General features: G+C 34.1%; 25 protein-coding genes and 1 pseudogene. 14 read left to right on the top strand and 12 right to left on the bottom strand.

Features of this window, described 5'->3' with window-relative positions; all coding sequences use genetic code 11:
* Positions 1-96 precede the first annotated feature (96 nt).
* The 3 genes from SJY24_RS25680 (at position 97) to SJY24_RS25670 (ending at position 3117) form a co-directional block, all read left to right on the top strand.
* A complete protein-coding gene (locus tag SJY24_RS25680; RefSeq protein WP_377866659.1) occupies positions 97-1527 on the top strand; it encodes a YfcC family protein in 1431 nt (476 codons plus the stop codon).
* Between the two features lie 382 nt (positions 1528-1909).
* The gene (locus tag SJY24_RS25675; RefSeq protein ID WP_377866658.1) at positions 1910-2455 is read left to right on the top strand and encodes a hypothetical protein; all 546 of its coding nucleotides are present in this window, start codon (positions 1910-1912) and stop codon (positions 2453-2455) included.
* A 2-nt stretch (positions 2456-2457) separates the two neighbouring features.
* Positions 2458-3117 (top strand): PspA/IM30 family protein, encoded by a 660-nt coding sequence (locus SJY24_RS25670; protein ID WP_377866657.1) that lies wholly within the window; start codon positions 2458-2460, stop codon positions 3115-3117.
* Positions 3118-3160: 43 nt separating this feature from the next.
* Here SJY24_RS25670 and SJY24_RS25665 read toward each other — a convergent pair whose 3' ends face one another.
* Positions 3161-3736, bottom strand: a complete 576-nt coding sequence (locus tag SJY24_RS25665; protein WP_377866656.1) for a TetR/AcrR family transcriptional regulator — start codon at positions 3734-3736, stop codon at positions 3161-3163.
* Between the two features lie 142 nt (positions 3737-3878).
* Here SJY24_RS25665 and SJY24_RS25660 point away from each other — a divergent pair, with 142 nt between their 5' ends.
* Complete coding sequence (locus SJY24_RS25660; RefSeq protein ID WP_377866655.1) at positions 3879-5354, top strand: MDR family MFS transporter; 1476 nt, start codon at positions 3879-3881, stop codon at positions 5352-5354.
* Positions 5355-5397: 43 nt separating this feature from the next.
* Here the strand turns inward: SJY24_RS25660 and SJY24_RS25655 are convergent, their stop codons facing one another.
* The 4 genes from SJY24_RS25655 to SJY24_RS25640 all read right to left on the bottom strand — a co-directional run bounded on the left by SJY24_RS25655 (position 5398) and on the right by SJY24_RS25640 (position 7184).
* Positions 5398-5925, bottom strand: coding sequence for a permease (locus SJY24_RS25655; RefSeq protein WP_377866654.1), 528 nt, complete (start codon positions 5923-5925; stop codon positions 5398-5400).
* Entirely contained in the window at positions 5922-6404 is a 483-nt protein-coding gene (locus SJY24_RS25650) for a hypothetical protein (protein WP_377866653.1), read from the bottom strand. Before SJY24_RS25650 ends, SJY24_RS25655 begins: the two co-directional genes overlap by 4 nt.
* Complete coding sequence (locus tag SJY24_RS25645) at positions 6397-6738, bottom strand: PadR family transcriptional regulator (protein ID WP_377866652.1); 342 nt, start codon at positions 6736-6738, stop codon at positions 6397-6399. Before SJY24_RS25645 ends, SJY24_RS25650 begins: the two co-directional genes overlap by 8 nt.
* A 299-nt stretch (positions 6739-7037) precedes the next feature.
* Complete coding sequence (locus SJY24_RS25640) at positions 7038-7184, bottom strand: YjcZ family sporulation protein (RefSeq protein WP_000540380.1); 147 nt, start codon at positions 7182-7184, stop codon at positions 7038-7040.
* Positions 7185-7383: 199 nt separating this feature from the next.
* On the opposite strand from SJY24_RS25640, the gene SJY24_RS25635 reads away from it, so the two are divergent.
* Positions 7384-7620: a preprotein translocase gene (locus SJY24_RS25635; protein WP_377866651.1), complete on the top strand. Its 237-nt coding sequence runs from the start codon at positions 7384-7386 to the stop codon at positions 7618-7620.
* A gap of 127 nt (positions 7621-7747) precedes the next feature.
* On the opposite strand, the gene SJY24_RS25630 is transcribed toward SJY24_RS25635, so the two are convergent.
* Positions 7748-8296: a DUF4352 domain-containing protein gene (locus SJY24_RS25630; protein WP_377866650.1), complete on the bottom strand. Its 549-nt coding sequence runs from the start codon at positions 8294-8296 to the stop codon at positions 7748-7750.
* A gap of 523 nt (positions 8297-8819) precedes the next feature.
* Here SJY24_RS25630 and SJY24_RS25625 point away from each other — a divergent pair.
* The 4 genes from SJY24_RS25625 to SJY24_RS25610 all read left to right on the top strand — a co-directional run bounded on the left by SJY24_RS25625 (position 8820) and on the right by SJY24_RS25610 (position 10913).
* Positions 8820-9278 carry a MarR family winged helix-turn-helix transcriptional regulator gene (locus SJY24_RS25625; RefSeq protein ID WP_377866649.1) on the top strand — a complete coding sequence of 153 codons (459 nt, stop codon included), beginning with the start codon at positions 8820-8822 and terminating at the stop codon, positions 9276-9278.
* A gap of 45 nt (positions 9279-9323) precedes the next feature.
* Positions 9324-9857, top strand: coding sequence for a CDP-diacylglycerol--serine O-phosphatidyltransferase (gene pssA, locus SJY24_RS25620; protein WP_377866648.1), 534 nt, complete (start codon positions 9324-9326; stop codon positions 9855-9857).
* Complete coding sequence (locus SJY24_RS25615) at positions 9848-10336, top strand: DedA family protein (RefSeq protein WP_377866647.1); 489 nt, start codon at positions 9848-9850, stop codon at positions 10334-10336. Before pssA ends, SJY24_RS25615 begins: the two co-directional genes overlap by 10 nt.
* Before the next feature lie 205 nt (positions 10337-10541).
* The gene (locus tag SJY24_RS25610; protein ID WP_377867311.1) at positions 10542-10913 is read left to right on the top strand and encodes an ATP synthase subunit I; all 372 of its coding nucleotides are present in this window, start codon (positions 10542-10544) and stop codon (positions 10911-10913) included.
* A gap of 123 nt (positions 10914-11036) precedes the next feature.
* On the opposite strand, the gene SJY24_RS25605 is transcribed toward SJY24_RS25610, so the two are convergent.
* Positions 11037-11138 (bottom strand): YjcZ family sporulation protein, encoded by a 102-nt coding sequence (locus SJY24_RS25605; RefSeq protein WP_000505688.1) that lies wholly within the window; start codon positions 11136-11138, stop codon positions 11037-11039.
* Between the two features lie 331 nt (positions 11139-11469).
* Here SJY24_RS25605 and SJY24_RS25600 point away from each other — a divergent pair, with 331 nt between their 5' ends.
* Together SJY24_RS25600 and SJY24_RS25595 are read left to right on the top strand one after the other, a co-directional pair.
* Positions 11470-11670: a hypothetical protein gene (locus tag SJY24_RS25600; protein ID WP_002158997.1), complete on the top strand. Its 201-nt coding sequence runs from the start codon at positions 11470-11472 to the stop codon at positions 11668-11670.
* Positions 11671-11930: 260 nt separating this feature from the next.
* Positions 11931-12389, top strand: coding sequence for a putative iron-sulfur cluster-binding metallochaperone (locus SJY24_RS25595; RefSeq protein WP_377866646.1), 459 nt, complete (start codon positions 11931-11933; stop codon positions 12387-12389).
* A 119-nt stretch (positions 12390-12508) separates the two neighbouring features.
* On the opposite strand, the gene SJY24_RS25590 is transcribed toward SJY24_RS25595, so the two are convergent.
* The 3 genes from SJY24_RS25590 to SJY24_RS25580 all read right to left on the bottom strand — a co-directional run bounded on the left by SJY24_RS25590 (position 12509) and on the right by SJY24_RS25580 (position 14822).
* Entirely contained in the window at positions 12509-12832 is a 324-nt protein-coding gene (locus tag SJY24_RS25590; protein WP_097906437.1) for a hypothetical protein, read from the bottom strand.
* A 1552-nt stretch (positions 12833-14384) separates the two neighbouring features.
* Positions 14385-14606 (bottom strand): hypothetical protein, encoded by a 222-nt coding sequence (locus SJY24_RS25585; RefSeq protein ID WP_377866645.1) that lies wholly within the window; start codon positions 14604-14606, stop codon positions 14385-14387.
* Positions 14607-14618: 12 nt separating this feature from the next.
* Positions 14619-14822: a hypothetical protein gene (locus SJY24_RS25580; RefSeq protein WP_377866643.1), complete on the bottom strand. Its 204-nt coding sequence runs from the start codon at positions 14820-14822 to the stop codon at positions 14619-14621.
* A 97-nt stretch (positions 14823-14919) separates the two neighbouring features.
* On the opposite strand from SJY24_RS25580, the pseudogene SJY24_RS25575 reads away from it, so the two are divergent.
* Positions 14920-15163: pseudogene (locus tag SJY24_RS25575) on the top strand (N-acetylmuramoyl-L-alanine amidase C-terminal domain-containing protein); the annotation flags it as partial.
* A gap of 294 nt (positions 15164-15457) precedes the next feature.
* Here SJY24_RS25575 and SJY24_RS25570 read toward each other — a convergent pair.
* Positions 15458-15799: a YolD-like family protein gene (locus SJY24_RS25570; RefSeq protein ID WP_377866641.1), complete on the bottom strand. Its 342-nt coding sequence runs from the start codon at positions 15797-15799 to the stop codon at positions 15458-15460.
* Positions 15800-15952: 153 nt separating this feature from the next.
* Between SJY24_RS25570 and SJY24_RS25565 the strand changes: the two genes are divergently transcribed.
* A complete protein-coding gene (locus SJY24_RS25565) occupies positions 15953-16258 on the top strand; it encodes a barstar family protein (protein ID WP_377866640.1) in 306 nt (101 codons plus the stop codon).
* A 112-nt stretch (positions 16259-16370) separates the two neighbouring features.
* Positions 16371-16634, top strand: a complete 264-nt coding sequence (locus SJY24_RS25560; protein WP_002087256.1) for a DUF3937 family protein — start codon at positions 16371-16373, stop codon at positions 16632-16634.
* 1100 nt (positions 16635-17734) lie between these two features.
* On the opposite strand, the gene SJY24_RS25555 is transcribed toward SJY24_RS25560, so the two are convergent.
* The gene (locus SJY24_RS25555; protein ID WP_377866639.1) at positions 17735-18910 is read right to left on the bottom strand and encodes an MFS transporter; all 1176 of its coding nucleotides are present in this window, start codon (positions 18908-18910) and stop codon (positions 17735-17737) included.
* Between the last annotated feature and the right edge of the window lie 19 nt (positions 18911-18929).

The following is an 18929-nucleotide window of genomic DNA, read 5'->3' as shown; positions in this document are numbered from 1 at the left end:
ACCAGACTGCCGGCTGCTTGTAAAAGTAATAATCATTGGGGGATGAACGAATCCCCAATGATTAAAGTTTCACTTTATTGCAAAGGGGATTGGTATATGAGTCAAGTATCAGAGAAGGCAGTTTCATTCGAGCCAGAAGAAAAAAAGGAAAAAAAAGAATGGAAAATAAACGTATTTGCAATGTTACTTGTCTTGTTAGTTATTGCGGCTGTTATTACACATATATTGCCGGCCGGAAAATATGAACAGATTGAAAAAAATGGGTATACAACAGTAGATCCAAATTCATTTAAATGGATTGAATCAACGCCACTTGGATTTTTTGATACAGTAAAATCTATTCCTACAGGGATGGTAGAAGCTGCTAATATTATCTTTTTTATTCTTATTATCGGAGGGTTTTTTGGTGTATTAAAGGCATCAGGTACGGTTGAGGCTCTTGTTTCAACGATGGCAAAAAAACTCGCTAATCGTGAGAAGTTAATGATTCCTATTATCATGCTGTTCTTTGCACTTGGCGGGTCATTAATGGGAATGGCTGAGGAAGCTTTAGTGTATGTACCTCTATTCATCCCGCTAGCTCTTGCGGTTGGATTTGATACGATAACAGGAACCGCGATGGTACTAGTAGGAGCGTCCGTCGGATTTACAACTGCAATTATGAATCCGTTTACAGTTGGGCTTGCGCAAGGGATAGCGGGTCTTCCTATGTATTCGGGGATGGGATTCCGCCTCATTTTATTCGTAGTCATATATGTAATTGCTGTTACATTCGTCTATCGTCATGCTATGAAAGTAAAGAGGGATCCTGCAAACGGAATTTACGGAAAATTCGATACAAATGAGCAAGAAAGCTTATTAACAGCGAAAGTAAAGTTAACAAAAAGACATAAATGGATATTAACGGCCTTTTTAATCAATTATATTATTCTTGTATTCGGTGTTATTAAGTACGAGTGGTATATAAAAGAAATTGCAGCCTTATTTATTATTTTAACTATAATAATTGCAATCCTTGGCAAGATATCTCTTGATGATACTGTAGAATCTTTCGCACAAGGATCGGCATCGTTAATCGGTGGCGCTTTAATTATTGGTGTATCACGCGCTATTTTAGTTGTATTGAATCAAGGGCATATTATAGACCCGCTACTGTATCAAGTATCGGAAGAAATGAAACATGTGTCTCCTTTTTTAAGTGTTGTTGGAATGTACAACTTCCAAGTAGCGATTCATTTTATTTTAGCATCAGGTAGTGGCCATGCGATGTTGACAATGCCTATCATGGCGCCACTTGCAGATTTATTGGACATTACACGCCAAACAGCAGTATTATCCTTTTCATTCGCCGATGGTATTGGAAATATTATTTTTCCGACAGGTGGTACGCTAATGGCTGGATTAGCAATTGCAGGAATTTCATGGACAAGGTGGGCAAGGTGGATTCTTCCTTTAATTCTAATTGAATACTCAATCGGTTTAATAGCAGTTATAATTGCTCATCTTATCGGTTATGGTCCATCTTAATAAAGACTATAAATATAAAATTGAAGAGACTCGGAAGCAGAATTACTTCAGAACAATTAGGAAGAGCGATGGTGCGAGTTGGGAAAGATGGATATGCTCATTCGATTATTGAGAGTTCGGATTTGAAGAAGATTGGGAAGTGATTTTTGAAAGGGAATAGAAAGAATGAAAAAGAACCTAATTTCTCTATTTTAATATGGAGAAGTTAGGTTTTTTCGTTTTGAAATCATTATGAGAAATTTCTTATATATTTCTCATATATTCATCATGCTTCCTTCATTTTCTTCTCACGTCTACGTTTTACAATCGTATGTATCAAAGGTAAAGGGAGGTCATACATTTTTTACTTATTTCAAAGCGAAGGATAGATGGTGGTGAACAGATGAAAAAGAATAAACGTAAAAAATTGCGTTGGTTAAAATGGGTTTTGATCCTTCCGTTACTTCTGGGATTACTATTGTTTGGATTACATAGTATGAAGTTTGAAAGGTGGGGTCATGAGAAACATAAGCAAGCAGCATATACAGTTTCTCACGATAAAGAAAGAGAAGCTTTCGTTACGCAAAAAGAAAAATTTAACAACTTTGATCGAGATCAGCATCATGAAAAACACCATGAAAAAGAGTTTGAAGGTTTATTCTTTATACCATTCTTATTAGCGTTTGGATTTGTTCTTTTCGGCTGGTACATGCTTCGTAAGTCTGAAGTGAATATGGTTAAAAAGTGGACAGGCATATTGCTCCTAGTTATTGGTGTATTACCAGTTCTTCCGGTGCTTGCAGTTGTTGCGATAATTGGTTGGACATATAAAAAATTAAAAGAAAAAAGATTAGCAACTCATATAGATGTATACAGCGATTTTCAAGTGCACCAACAAGTAGATATTTTAGATCAATGGGAAAGAAGTATTCGTAAGGAGGAGAAGTAATAATGGGTATTTTAAAACGTATTAAAAATATTGTAGTGGCGGATGTAAATCAAACGTTGGATAAGATAGAAAATCCGGTTAGTATGTTAAAGCAATATCTTCGCGAGACAGAACAGCAAATTACGAAGGCGGAAAAAGCACTTTCGCATCAATATTATTTAGAAAAGAAATATGAAGCATTAATTTCAGAAACGAATGCTCTTATCGCGAAGAGAACGCGCCAAGCGGAACTTGCCGTATCACGTGAAGAAGATCATATGGCGCAGTTAGCTTTGCAAGAAAAAATTGTGAATGAGAAAAAAGCGGAGTTATACCGCCAGCAGTACGAAATAACAAAAGAGCAAACAGCGACGCTTTATGAACAAATTGACAAACTGCAAAAGAAATATGGAGAATTGCAATATAAAGAACTTGTTCTTGTTTCAAGGTTAAATGCGGCGCAAGCGATAAAAGAAAGCAACAGAGCGATTGATTCGTTCCATACAGAAAGTACAGCGAAAGGTTTTGCACGTATTGAATCTTACGTACAGAAACTAGAAGCAGAAACAGCTGCTAGCAACTACTTTTACAATGTGAAGTCTCCGAATCAACAAGAAGTGTTAGATCAAAATTTACAAGAAGAAGTGCAGCGGGAGTTAGCGAAGTTAAAAGAGAATAAATAGTATGCAAAAAGCCCATTTCATATGGGCTTTTTTATCGATAAAATTACTCTTTTCCAAACTGAAAAATATCCCGGTTAATAAGTTGGTGGAGATACCTATCCATTTCAGCAGCAGAAACGCTTCTTTCATTTTTAAACCACCATGCGCTTAATGAGGTGATCGCCCCTGAATAAAATTCAATGATTAAATCATTTGGCATCGTATGATTTTTGCAAAGTTGATTTAACGCTTCTATTTCTTGTTTTCTTGTTTCGTGACTTAAATACTGTGTCCGGCTAATAAATTGTGCATCAGACATTTGCGTCTCTAATATTTTACCGATTTCTTCATGATGTAGAAATTGTTCCATCACTTGAAATGGTTTACTTAATCGATCTGAAACCGGTATTTCACCAATCATCTTGCTGTATCGTTTAAATCCAAATGCTAATAAAGCATCTTTATCTTCAAAGTGTTTATAAAAGGTTGTTCGGTGTACCATCGCAAGATCACAAATTTGGTTAATTGTGATGGTACTATATTTCTGTTTTGATTGCGTCATTAATTCAAATAAGGAATCCCACAATAATTTATGTGTACGTCTAATACGTAAATCAAGTTGTTTTTCACTATCGTTCATCTACAATTCTCCTTTTTTGTAGATTAAATATACAGTGGCTGAAAATTGATTCTCCCTTTTTAATCTACATATGTATATTATATTACATGTGTTCCGGTGTATTTAAAGTTTTTTAAGTAAGAAACAGGAGGAGAATCTGTAAATGAATATGACAACTAAGAGCCCTACAAGTGGCAAAGTTGATACTTCTAATATGAAACATACCCCTATTTTAATTGCATTACTTTTAGGGGCAATGGTTGCATTATTAAATGAAACGTTACTTGGTAATGCGTTAACAGTATTAATGAAAGAATTTGACGTAACAGCTTCAACTATTCAATGGCTTTCTACAGCTTACATGTTAGTAGTTGGGGTTTTAGTACCAATTACGGCGTTACTTCAGCAATGGCTCACAACGAGACAAATGTTCTTGATCGCTATGGTAACGTTTTTAGTCGGTACATTAATTGCGGGATTTGCACCGACATTTTCAATTTTATTAGTCGGCCGTATCGTCCAAGCAGTAGCAACGGGGTTAATTTCACCGTTATTAATGAATACGATTTTAATTATTTGTCCACCTGAAAAGCGTGGTGCCACAATGGGATTAATCGCACTCGTTATGATGTCAGCTCCAGCAATTGGCCCTACATTATCTGGAGTAATCGTTGATTCACTAAATTGGCGCTGGTTATTCTACATTGTTATTCCTATCGTGATCATTTCAATTATGATTGGAATGAAGTACATCCAAAATGTTTCAGAGTTAACAAGGCCAAAAGTAGATTATCCATCAATCCTTTTATCAACATTAGGATTTGGCGGGGTTGTGTATAGCTTTAGTGCATCAGGTGATTTAGGATGGTCCGATGCGAAAGTGTACGGTGCTTTAATTGTTGGGCTTATATCACTATGTATTTTTGTCGTTCGACAATTAAAAATCGATAACCCAATTTTAGAATTACGCGCATTTAAAGTTCCGATGTTTACAATATCAGTTGGATTAATCGTTATTGTGATGATGTCGTTATTTTCAACGATGACTTTATTACCGATGTTCCTGCAAACAGTTTTACTCGTTACAGCCTTTAAATCAGGACTAATAATGCTTCCAGGAAGTATTATTAGCGCCATAATGGGACCAATCGCAGGTAAACTATTTGATAAATTTAGTCCGAAAGTTGTTATCGTTCCCGGTATTGTGTTAGTAGGGATTGCAATGTTCTTATTTAAAGGCATTACTCCTGATACATCAATGCTACAAATTATTGTCATGCATAGCGTATTAATGGTTGGACTCATGTTTGTCATGACAGCACAAACATATGGTTTAAATCAATTAACACCGGATCTATATCCGCACGGAACAGCGCTGTTTAATACGTTACAGCAAGTAGCCGGCGCAATTGGTACAGCTATCTTTATTTCGAAAATGTCTTCAGGAACAACTAAGTATATGGAAAGCTCAGCAAATCCAATGGATCCAGTAGAGAAGTTAAACGGTTTAACATCAGGATTCCAAGGTGCATTTACATTAGGGCTAATCTTTATCGTTATTGCTTTTATCGTATCGTTGTTCTTAAAAGAAGAGAAAGAGGAAGTAAAGGCAACGCAGGTTTTACAGAATGAGAATTAAGCTTCATATTAAAAAGACATCTTTACAAAATAAAGATGTCTTTTTACATTTCTTTCGTAATATCATACTGCAGCAATTGCCTTTGATCATAAAATTTTTCGAAAATAATACCCATTACGTAGAAGAACAATAGTCCGAAGCAAATGTGAATGAGTGTAAATGTAGCTCCAAATGAAGAAAATTCATACACCATAATTGGTAATTTCGCAGTTGTCCAAACGCCTAAGAAAAATACGATGTACCTAATGCTTGCGCCTTTTTTTAATAGTAGTGCTGCAATCGGAAAGGCAACATAGAGGGGACCAGCTGCAATTCCGCCTAATAATAGAGAGAATAAGATTCCATATATGCCGGACTTTTCTCCCATGTATTTCATTAGCGTCTCTTTCTTCACCCACTGATCGAGTAACCCTACAAATATTAGGACAGGGGGGAGTAGAAATAGCATATCTAAAATACTATTCCCTGTTAGTTGTAACGCGCTCCATCCTAAAGATTGGTTTATAAAAGTTAATAAGAGAAGCCCAAGCAGTAATATGAAAAAGAAGCGATATCTTTTTAGTTCTTTCATACCATCACCACCCAAATGATATATGAGAATAGGAGTGACATGAGTAATGCGGATGCATTACGTGCGTAAGCAAAGCTTCGTCCGAATATCTTTTGTTCCATCGGCAAGGTTGTAATTCCTACTGACATGAGTGTAGACATAAGTGCCGCAACTTGAGGAAGACCTGCGCCGTGTTGGACTAACGTATTACCAAGAGGAAATACGACAAAGCTTGGAATGAGTGCAACGGATCCGATTATTGCAGAATAAACAATACCTAACAATCCGGATTGTTCTCCAATGATGGAAGAGATAAAGGACGGCGTTAAGATAGAAAGTGATAGTCCAACGAACAGCATAATGGAGAGCATGGCAGGGAGGAGGTTTCGAAATATTTTCCATGATTTTAAAAGGGCAGCTTTCGTTTTATTCCGATCTTTCATAAAAGAAATCCCCGTAAGAATGATGGCTAAAGTGTAAAGAATAGCGCCATTAATCATGATTAGATTCCTTTAAGTCTTTATATTTGTTTAGGAAAAAGGTTAAGTTTTTCATTTTTTCCTCAATATCTGTTTGAAAATCTGCTAATTGTTCCTTTCCAGCAGGCGTAATTTTGTACATCTTTCTCGGTTTGTCTTGATGATCTGTACTTACATAAGACTCAATTGCACCTTCGTTTTCTAATTTCTTTAACGTGCGGTAAAGAATGGCACTATCGATTGGATTGACCGGAAGTTCTTCTTCACATTTCTGAAGTAGTTGCCCGCCATAGTTATCACCTTCTGCTAAAAATAACAAAAGAAATGCACCTGTATGTCTTCCTGTATGTTTCATGAACATACCTCCTAGAATGAATTGGAATGTAAACTGTTAATGACAGTATACTGTTGTTAACAGTATATGGTGCATGAAGTGCTATGTCAATTTTAAAATGTTGATTCGTGCAAAGGGTGATCCCTGTTCATATTTTTCTAAATAACAAAATAAAAGCCTACTGTTTTCTTGTGACAGTGGCTTTCATAGTTGGTAAACTACTATATTACGCTTAGAGAATCTCGCACTTTGATAGTAACACAAATAGGTTAGTCGCATATTGAGAAATAAAAAAAAGACACTCTCAAGAGTGCCTCTTATTAGCAGCCGAATCCGCCGCCCCAACAGCTAGCTCCAACGATGATTAATAAGATAAAGAGCACAACAAGTAAGGCGAATCCACCGCCAAAACCACAGCCGCCACCGCAACTACCACCATAGCCTCCACAACTACCACCATAGCCCATATTAACTCCTCCTTCCATAAAGTCCATATATTAATGGATTTATATCACTTTATGTTTTTACGGATAAACTTGAGCAGGTCCCTTTGAAAAATAAAAGTACTCGGTATTTTAAGAGAGTTGACGAGCGTATTTTTGTCACGAGTATTCCGCTTATTACATATGTTATTTTATTCTGTGTATTGGGGGAAGGAGGATCTTTATGGCTAATTCTGAGATGATTTTACGCTTACTTACGGATTTAAAGATTGAACAGCAAGCTTTAAGAGAACAGCTGGAGAAAATGCAAACAGCTTTGACTATTCTTGAAGAAAAACCAACTACTCCTGAAGAGAAATCAACTATTCTTGAGGAAAAACCAGCTGCTCCAAAGCAAAGAGCTTATTCTGGACGCCCAACATCGTTTCGTGATTGGAGAGCATCTTCTCAAAAGAATTAAGGGATCATGTGATAGTAGGTTATATAAAATCACAAATGAAAAAAGTACAGTCTACTGTAGTTAATACAGAGGCTGTACTTTTTGTTATGCTAGTAAAAGTGGTTTATCTATTTTATATTTTCTTTGACTATTCCACTTTTAACTCGATCCCTTTATCCAACATATCGCCACTCACTTTTAAAGTTAATCCCTGTGTATTTTTCGGTACATCGAATACAATGTTCCCTTCCGAATTTTCATTAGGATTAAGAACACCAAATTTAAATGTAGCAGTATTTGCAGCTTTAAGTACTAATTGAGATTCATTAGAAATGTGATATTCTCTTCCGGTTCCGTCAATTAATTTAAAGTTATTGCTATTCAGTGTAATGGGTTCCTCTTGACGATTATAAACTACGACGTCTAATACTTTAAATACACCTTGTGCTTTAACTTCTCCATTACCTATAACATCTAATGAATCGGCATGGCTTATAGATATGTATACATCAGAAGAATTTCCATGGGTGGGAAATTCTTTTTGAGGATCCTTGTTGCTAAGTTCATCATTCTTTGTTTCTTTAGAAGTCTCTTGTTCGTTTTTCGTGTTACTGCTAGATGTATCATGTGAACCGCAAGCTGATAATCCAAATAAGAATGTGCTACATAATAATGATGTTAATAACCTTTTGTTCATATTTTGTTCCTTCTCTCCAAAATAAAGCACTTTCATGGGTGCCATAATGATTTAATAAATCTATATTTTTCTTTATATGTATTAAATGTTACATTTTATTATATTGGTTTTGGGATAAAAAGGAAACTTATTGCAAATAAAAAAGACACTTTGCAGTGTCTTTTTTATTTGAGTTATGCGCATTGCTTATTAAGACGTTAGTTTCTCAGCCTGAACATGAGTAACTATGTAGGTTGAGTTAATTATAACATTCTAACCAATAATGGGTCTATATGGAATTTAAATAATGGATACGTTTGATTATTCGGAATGATAGATGTTGTATATTATGTTGGGATTTGATCCATTAAAAGCAGTAGACAAGGTAAATGAGCATACCTTATTTCATAATTTACACAAATTGTGTAGAAAAGTATGGAGCGATATTTCCCTTTACACGAACATAAAGGTATAATATAGTTCAGTTAAGTTAACTAAACTATATAATGAAACGAAATAACAGCATGACTGGAGGAAGAATGCTATGACTAGATCGTATAAAGAAGTAATTAATGAAATGAATCGAGCCTACAATGACTTCTACATTTTACTATTTCAGGAGTTAAAGGATGAGTTCGGTCTTACAGGGCAGCAAGAGAGCATGCTATTTTATATCAATTTAAATGAAAACACGACAGCAAATCACATTGCGAGTACTTTTAATATATCGAAAAGTGCTGTGAGCCAAGTCTTATCGAAATTGGAAAAACAGAAGATGATTTCGAAACAAGTAAACCCTAAAAATAAACGGGAGTATTTCCTTACGCTCGGCCCAAACGGTAGTAAGTATATAGAGCGGTTGTCTGAGTTAGATGACGTATTAATTGAGAAATATTTCTCGAAAATTGATATCGAAGCTTTAGAGCAAATGACTGATACGTTAACGAAAATAAATAAAGTTATATTGGAAGAAAAACAGAAGGCTCTTAATTCTAATGAGTAAGAAAGTCTATATGCAGGGATTAGTAGAAAGGAGGAAAAGCATGTTATGAGTTACATACCAAATATGATTACGATAGCAAATTTTGTATGTGGGCTTTTGGCTATTTATGCTGTTTTCGTTCACGATATGTATTTGGGAGCAGTTTTTATTATTACAGGAATGTTATTTGATTTTTTTGATGGCATGGTCGCTCGGAAACTTGATGCTGTTTCGGAAATAGGTGGAGAGTTAGACTCATTTGCGGATTTAGTTACTTTTGGTGTAGCACCGTCTATTCTTGCATATAGTGTCGCTTTAAAAGATTTGCAGTCTATCGGGATGTTATGTGCGCTTGCTTACAGTGTTTGTGGAATGCTTCGACTTGCGAGATTTAACACGCAACAAAGCACACTCCCGACATTTATAGGCATGCCCATTCCATTTGCTGCAATGTGTCTTCTCATTTTATGCTTTTTGAATAATCCAGTTTCTGTGGCGTTTGGTACGTGTATACTCGCTTATTTAATGGTGAGCAAAATCAAATTCCCACATTTTAAAAAAGATATATCGGAAAAATTGGAGTCTGAAAGATGGAATTAGTACAGCAGGTTATAACAGACTATGGTTACCTCGCTATTTTTTTGATGCTTCTTCTTGGAATTGTAGGATTACCAATCCCTGATGAAGTCATAATGACAGTAGTAGGTTACTTTACGAATATTAATGTTTTAAATTATGAACTTGCCATTTTAGTCAGCTTTGTAGGAGCGTTGTTGGGTACGGTGATCAGTTACATGATCGGCAAAAAGGCAGGGCGTCCTTTCATTGATAAGTATGGAAAATGGATTGGTTTGAAGGAAAAGAGAATGAACAAAGTTGCAAAATGGATGGAGAAATATGGTCCCTATTCTCTTGTTTTTGGGTATTTCATTCCAGGCACTAGACATATAACATGTTACCTTTCAGGCGTTAGCAAAATGAATTTGAAAACGTATATATTGTTCGCTGCGATTGGTGCATTTTTATGGTGCTTCACTTTTATTACTATCGGCAGAGGTGTAGGAATTATCCGTGAATAAGAAGACGTTGAATGATCGAAAAGATTCTAACTGGAAAAATTAACTTTAAAATGATTCAAGACAGTTTTGACAACATGGAACTGATTACTTGTAAGTTAGGGTTCTCAGAAACTCCCCCGTGTTATTGGGGAGAGAGATAAAAGATGAATAGTAGCAGACATAATTGATGATACGTAAATATAATGAGAAAGATAAGGAGTATAACATGATTCGTATGGCACTAAAATCATTTAACATACAAATATATTGTTTGCTAGGCGTGATGTTATTGGGGTGGTTTATGACACCTTTCTCAGCCCATTTTGTAGGGATAAGCATTGGCCTTCTAGTTAGTATGTACTGTGTATGGATTTTAGGGAGGCGTATTGAAAAGTTCGGAGATAGCATTGTAAAAAAAGAAAAAGCACCGATGCTTGGAATGATGAATCGATTTGCAGCCGCGATACTCGGTGCGATTATTATGTATGAAATTGAACACCATAATTTCATTTGGACATTTGCTGCTGGAATTATGGGTGGGTATTTCTTGATTATTATTAATTTAGGATATTACAGCATGAGAGATGTGAAGAAATAAAGTGTTGTGTAAATAACCAATTTGGATGACTTGAATGTATAAACCTAAAAACTTTCCTTTATGGAGAGCTTTTTTATTATAAAGAAAAGACACCCATATAAGAGTGTCTTTTCCAATAGTTTTTTAGCAGAAGCAAGAAGCTCCAACAATGATTAATAAAATAAACAATACAACTAATAAAGCAAAGCCGCCGCCACAACTACTACAACTACCACCAAATCCCATAATAGTTCCTCCTTTAATAAGAGGGGAAAACAAGGGGTCACTCATGTATTTTAACGGATTCAAATTACTTTATGTTTTTTACGCAATAATGGAGCAGGTCCTTTTGAAAATAAAAAAAAGACACCCTAAGGTGCCTTCCTCCGACTTGAACCATCTTAATTTTAATAATATGTATTGGACTCCCATCCACATATTATTTTACCATGTTAAGTAATATTGGTCATTGAGAAAAAAGAAAAAGCCCTAAATAGGGGTATCACGACACGACTAGCCAGCACTCACACCCAAAAACAGGAGGGAATGATAAAATGTAGTTTAAGGAGGGGGATGAATGAAAAATGTACATAGATGGTTAAATTATTTTGGGTTTATATGTGTGTGCATGTCTAGCTTCGGTTTTGTTTCTCGTTGGATTTTTCGTGATGTGATTGCACTCGATCAATTACTTGTTTTGAGTATAGGAATTATTATTTTAATAACAGCGTTTTTTGTAAAACGTTGTAGTAAAGAGTTACGTGGTGATAAAGGTTAATCGCTCTAAATGTAGTTTTAGAATTTTGCAATCGGAGCAAATTGTTGAAAAAGGCTTATTGAATAATGACAGTTTATTTTAAGAAAGTAAATCGATAATATAGTAAATAATACTTTCCTTAACCCTGTACTATGGCACAGGGTTTATACTTTATATGAGGTGAAATAGATGCAATATCTTATTATCGAAACTTTAATAGATTCAGAAAAGAAAGCAGAAGAATATTTATAAAAATAATAAATTGTAAAGGTGGAAGAATAATGGAAGATTGTTGTAGTAACCCTAAAGGAATAAAAATTGAAAATAATGGTCATTGTCCATCATGTAAAAATAAAGCTAAGAATGTAAAGTTGATTACACTAAAATCATTGCTTAAACCATCTGCATTAGAAACATTAAATGCTAAAGAAAATCACTATTTTTGTTCAAACGAAGATTGTGATGTAGTCTATTTTGATACGAATAATAAAAAATACTTTGTATTTGACATAAAGGTAGCTGTAAATCAAAAAGATGACTCAGCAACTACACCAATTTGTTATTGTTTTGATTGGACAAAAGAAAAAATCAAACAATATGTAGAAAATGGACTTACTCCTAATCCAGTAGAGCATATTCGCGAAAACATAAGAGAAAATCGATGTGGTTGTGAAGTAAACAATCCACAAGGTAGTTGTTGTTTAGGCAATGTTACAACTTATATAAGAAAAATGTCATGAGGAACTTAAATGTTGCTTTTTTTCACCAAAATACTTGGGGGTATTTCAAGATCTCAAGTCGATGGGCATGTGACGTTGCCTCATGCTCACCAAGCTAGTTAGTGTATGTTAAGTAAACCTTATGGATTTGTATATCGCATCCATCCACTTTCAGATTGTTTCGCTTTATACTTCCCATAAGACAGAAGCTTCATTGCCGAGCGATTGGCCGCATGAAAAACCAAGTTCAGCTTCCATTCTTCCTCCATTTCACTGGGATAGGTGGTAGATTCATAAACATAATAACCCGCCATGATACAGGGGATTACTTGCTCAGGTTCAAATCCATAAGCAGTTGCATCATCCACAACCAAATCAATGATGCATCGGTTTCCATCTTTAACTTTTTTCTGGAGTAATTTTTTTACCGATTCTGGTACTAATTCTAATATTTTATCCTTCATGTCAGTCACCTCATCTTTTATCATGTCCAGATAGCCTGGGGATATGTGTCAAACAGAATGAAGTTCCAACCGTAATTGCACAGGTTTAACAAGATCTTAAGGACTATATCACCCTAAAAGAGAAAATGGATTTAAATAAAAGAAACCCCGATTGTCTGCGGGGCTCCTAAGGGTAATCGTCAAGTAATGACGTACTCGACTAATTAACGATATCATGAATTTTTTGGTAAAAATACTGGTAAATGCGTCCAAATAAATGAGGGCATCATTTGGAACAAAAACGCTATTTTAATTTCAAACAAAAGAACAGTCAGCAAAAGCTAACTGCCCCATTTTGGAGGAAAATCAATTGTTACAGATTGGCGTATTCAAAGTATGGACAGAAATTGGGGATTTATTCAGACAAAACTAAAAAGAGCACCTTCAAGTAGTGCTCTCAGTAAGTTGGGCCCTCAGAGAGTAGTGTGGCACACATGATAATATATGTGAGTTATTCATTGAGGTGCAAATACCTAATAAAAACTACATTTGGCACAACAAAGTAGCTAGTTCAATTAACTAACTACTTGTTGTACAAAAGAAATTAGGCCCTACAAGTAATGATGTGTAACTTTAGATTACAGTTATAGTGTAAACAAGATTGGAAAAGTTATACGGTAGTGAACTTAATAAAAATTTCATTTTGTATGTATTTGAAACACAAAAAGAGCCCTTCATAAAAGAGCCCTTGTGACGAGTTTCGTTTTCTCAAAGAAAGGAATACACCATTATACGAAGTTTTTCTGAAATGTACTTGTGTTAATTAATTAGTATTTGTAAAAATAGCAGCTAGCAAAAGCTAACTGCTCGGTTCTCCAAGGGGGAACAAGGAGAAAGTAACTTAATCGGTTGTCTTCAGTATTGACGGAATATTGGATTTTATTCAGGGGTCTATGTTATATGATTGATAAAAAATTCCTTTATTAGCAGTAAAACTCCGAGGAGAGACAAGACTTCAATTGAGAACCAAAACATGCTTTTTTGAGGTTTTTTAAACTCCATTATTATGGAAGAAAATAAAAAGGTTGCAATCATCATGATAATTAAGAGACGGATTATATCAGACATTAATAGCACTCCTAATATTTAATCAGTTTCATTATATAGTTATTTCCAATGAGATGGAATTTAAGAATTATTTTATTGAAATTCGAACAAAAAAGGTCCTGTCGTCTCCAACAGGACCTTTTCTAAAATGGCAAAGAGTAACTCTTACCTTACTCTTCTGCTATATAATACACAAAATACGTATAGATGTGTAGAACAAGAAATTCCAATATAATTATTTGAATAAAGTGTTTAAAAGTATCTCGTCGGGGTTTAATATAAGGAATTAAATTCCAAACGTTGATTTATCAATGGATATTAATGATGAACTAGAAAATGATAGTTAATAAAGAAATATTAAAATAATGAAATATGAAATATTGCATATTCAATTGAAATAGAAATTTACAAGTAGAAAGCGAGGAATAACAATGGGGCTAGGAAACCGCAAAGGCTCCTTTTTATATTAAGCTGCTTTATATTTTTTATTTTTAATCCTATTTCTAGTATCCATAAATGCAGCGAATGTCGCTATAGCACCACCTAAATCATAAACTTGGAATTTGTGGACAAAAGCAAGTCCTACAATGAAATTGTAGCTGTATATAAAGCATGTAATACCGAACAGCCATAACATGAACTTTAAATCTTTTAAGCTCAATCTATAATTCTTAATTTTTTCCCACATATGTATCAACTCCTATTGTTCTGAGGTTCTATAGTTTTTCTTGCTGATCTCTCGCATGTTTACGATAAAGAATAGAAAGAAGATAACAGCTGCGATGCCATTAACCCAGTAATACGTATGTCCCATCGTGAATCCATCATAGAAGGAATAGGCATTCCAAATTATAAGGATTATTGAGCAGATAGTAGAGATCATTAATGAGCCAAAACTTCTCATGCTTTTCACCTCGATTCAAAGTTTTAGAACTTTTCATACAATTATACATTTAAATAAAAAGATTTACAAAAGGAATTACCATAAGGAGGGGGTATGACTATACGCTCTAACGGGACAAACTGTGGGAATTTTGATGGAAACGGCGGTTCTAATGCGGATATCAATACGTTAAGTCAGGTGGATTCGGTACTAACTCCTTAGATGACGCTATTCAAGCTATGGCAGAACGAGGAATAAAAGGTAGCGTTAATGCTGATTCACTTTCTGGACTATGTTATATCCAAACCGATGTCCTACCTAATACAGAGTTAGATAAGATTACTTGGTGGATGGATATTTGATCAGGTGGTAAATGGTGGTATGAATATATCAAAGTTAAATAATAGTTGAAGCCGTCCTTAATCGGGCGTCTTCAACTATTATCTAAATGCTTCTTTAGCTTTCTCTATTGTGTTCTGTTCCTCTTTTGTATTTGTAAATTCGATAACCATAACAGACAGTCCAAAACATAAACAAACAGCCTTTATCTTGCTAACTCTCACAAGAACTTACACTTTTTCTCTATCTGTATTTAACCTAGAATACAAGATTCTTTCATTTTTATTCCCGGATATATTTGAAAAATTGTATGTTTTTTATCTCAAATCAATTATATCTATAAATTTAAGGAAAACTCTGTTATAAGATACATCAGTGCAAGTTATTAAATTCTTTATCGGATTTATGTCAGTTACAGTCACATATCTAGTAAGCAAATGACCATCTCTATAATAAGTAATCAATATCTTCTCTTCAGAAAGAAATGAACATATTAACTTGTTTTCAATAATTTCTTGTTCGTCTTGGGTTAATGTAGGGCGCTCCACTTTTGTTTGTTTTTTAACAATCTTACCAATACCGTTGAATTTCTTCGGTATCGAAGCGAATGGAGTCCTCTTAGTCATTCCTATTTCTTTTGGCATATGTGTATCGTGCATGCTGTATATCTCCCTGATTGCTATTAATAACTGTATCATTATATCAATTTTTGGAGATGTTAGGATTATTTATATAATTATAAAATAAACATTTAGAGGTTTTTGACTCCTTATAAAATCAACCCAATTTAACTAAGCGTGATTTATATATAATTGAGTAATGAACAGGAATCAATTATTGTCATAGATGTAAGCAACATTTATAATGCAAAAGAATTGCATTTACTTCTTAAAGAGAAGCTTGAGTTTCCTGATTTGTACGGGGAAAACTGGGATGCTTTTTGGGATTGTATTACAGGATGTGTGTGTCCTTTGCCAAACAAAATGATCTTCGACGGATGGTCAAAGTTAGAAAAAAGGTTACCGAGAGATACAAAAATAATGAAAGAGTGTCTTCTTGATTATAATGAAGAGGATAGAAAGGATACTGAATGGAAAAGCAAATTCTTATTTAATTGAATACTGTCAATATGATATGTAAATATGCATATTGTATTTATTTGGATTTTTTGTATGTTAAAATCAAATATAAGGATGTAAATATATAACGAACCAAAAGTAGGAATATCCAATGAATTTTGAGAGGTGTTACATGTTTAAAAATAAGAAATTAATTCGATTTTGTCTAACATTATTTGTATGTTTATCTGTAATTGATTTTACAATCGGTTATTTTCAAACATATCTTGAAACAGCAGCAGATATTAAATGGATAATACCAGGAATTTGGAAAACTATTTTGATAGATGCTCCTGAAAGCATACTTGTTATTTTAGGTGCAATAGCTTTATATGATTTCACAAAAGAGACATCGCCAAAAGACGCATCAATCTAAATGCGTCTTTTTTCAATTTTCTTCAATTAGCAATTTCATGGAGAGTCTTGCTGTAAAAGCAGAAAAATCAGTCTATTAATTCTTGTCAGTGAAATGTATATTTGCGATGTTTAGATATTTGTATGAATATCAGGAGACATTATATGGTCGATTAATGATTGTTTTTAAAAAGAAAATTCAATTATCTGTATTTATATTTATATGGTAAAATAGTACAGTGTTTATAAATTATAGGGGGTATATAATGTGATTAATGAAATAGTTTGGGGAAGTCCAGGTAGTTTGCTCTGTTTAGGCTTTTTTTTTGCAGGTTTAGGAGTATTCATAAGATTGTCTAGAATGCCGAAATAATAAAAAGTTTAGTACATAACCGGTGTTAATAGATGAAGCTTTGCTTTATGGTCGATTAACGAGTGTTTTAGAAAAAACATATTTATGACTTATTGAAAAAAGACGCCTGCATGAGCGTCTTTTTTATTAAAATTTATATTTTAAAGAGTCACCTAGAAGAGAACAATCTATTAATTAACAAAAAAGAAAAGACACCCTAAGGTGCCTTCCTCCGACTTGAACCATCTTAATTTTAATAATATTGGACTCCCGTCCAAATATTATTTTACCATGTTAAGTTATTTTGTCCATTGAGAAATAAAATTCAAATCTATGTTTTGTTGTTTTGGGAAATATGCCATATCGATAATTACAAGACACGTTTTAGTTTTTGAATTATTTATTTGTTTAAAAGTTGAAATTAAAAAGAACCCCATAAATGATAAACCATGCCACTAACAAAAAACACTAATACTAAAAACAAAACGATTAAAGCAAGTACTCCATTTTGATTATGTTCCATAAAATTACCTCCTTTTAGATTTATTTTTATTCCGCATTAACTGCCCGTAAACGCCCGATTGGTGAAGGCTAATAATCAGTGGGGAGATGAACAAAGCCCCCACTGATTAAAGTTCCACTTTATATACAAAAAAGCCTTTAGTCGTAATTATGGCTAAAGGCTTTGAGCATTATACTTTTTAGTTTATAAAATTTAATATAGAGAAGAATTTATAATTTTTTTTATCAAATTTGGAACTGAAAGTGTACTAGCTTGATAATGAAGCCTCGCTATTAGAATTGAAAAATTTTAGTTTTATTATAATTAATAGAAATGAAAGTAGTGTGAATATAAATCCGCTCCAAATAAGCTGGTGAATACCTAAGTTTGAAATGAACCAGCCTCCAATTGTTGTTCCTAGAGTAATTCCGAGATTTGAGAATGAAACGAATAGACTATTACCAAATTCAGGCGCTTCTTTTGCTTCGCTTATTAACCATGTTTGACCAACAATTAATCCACCAGCATGTACGATTCCCCAAATGAATACGATAAAAATCATTGGAACAAGGTAGGAACCTAAATAATAAACCAATATGTAAACAATAGAATATAGGATAGGGAATAATATTACTGTATTTACTATACTTTTTTGCAGGAGACTACCAAATAAATGATTACCTAAAATCATAACGATACCAAATATGAATAGCATGATACTGATGAGAGATCCATTCATGGAAGTTACCTTTGCAAGGTATTCAGCGAAGTAGCTGTATACGGAAAACATGGCTGCAAAAAGGAATGTGACGGTTAAAATATTTAACCATAATCCTGGTTTGCCGAGTATACGAATTTGTTTGCCGAAAGACATTTTTTCTTTAACAGGCATAGAAGGAAGTAAGATTAGTATTCCAATGAATGCAAGAGTGTTAACAAGCGCTCCGAATAAGAAAGCAATTTCGAGTGAAAATTGATCTGCAAGGTAAGAGGTTAGTGGTACACCTAAAGCAAAGCCAACAGTAATTCCCATGAAAACTTTTGTAACCGCTTGACCGCTCTTTTCTGGAGGGACAAGTTTAGCAGCTGTTACAAGGGCGATTGAAAAGAAGAGTGGGTGAAGTGCTGCCGGTAAAATACGAAAAATAAGCATGATTTCAAATTGTGTTGTATAAGCGTAGATTATATTTGAAATAACAAATATGAAAATTGCTGATAATAAAATTATTTTGCGATTCATACTAGAGACGAGCAGAATTAAAAACGGACCAGAAATAGCAACAACTAGTGCAAATATACTTACTAAAAATCCAGCTTGTGTAGTTGAAATTCCGAATTTTTGAGTGATTTGTGGTAATACGCCGACAATACCCATCTCGGTAGTAATAATTCCGAACACACCTATTGCGAGTGTCAGAATAAGTAAAGGATTTACTTTTTTCATTTATAAACCTCTCCATTCG

This window comes from Bacillus sp. R86525 (genome assembly GCF_042466195.1).
GTDB lineage: Bacteria > Bacillota > Bacilli > Bacillales > Bacillaceae_G > Bacillus_A > Bacillus_A nitratireducens.
The sequence above is the reverse complement of the archived record's forward strand: the minus strand, read 5'-3'. Positions and strand labels throughout refer to the sequence as shown.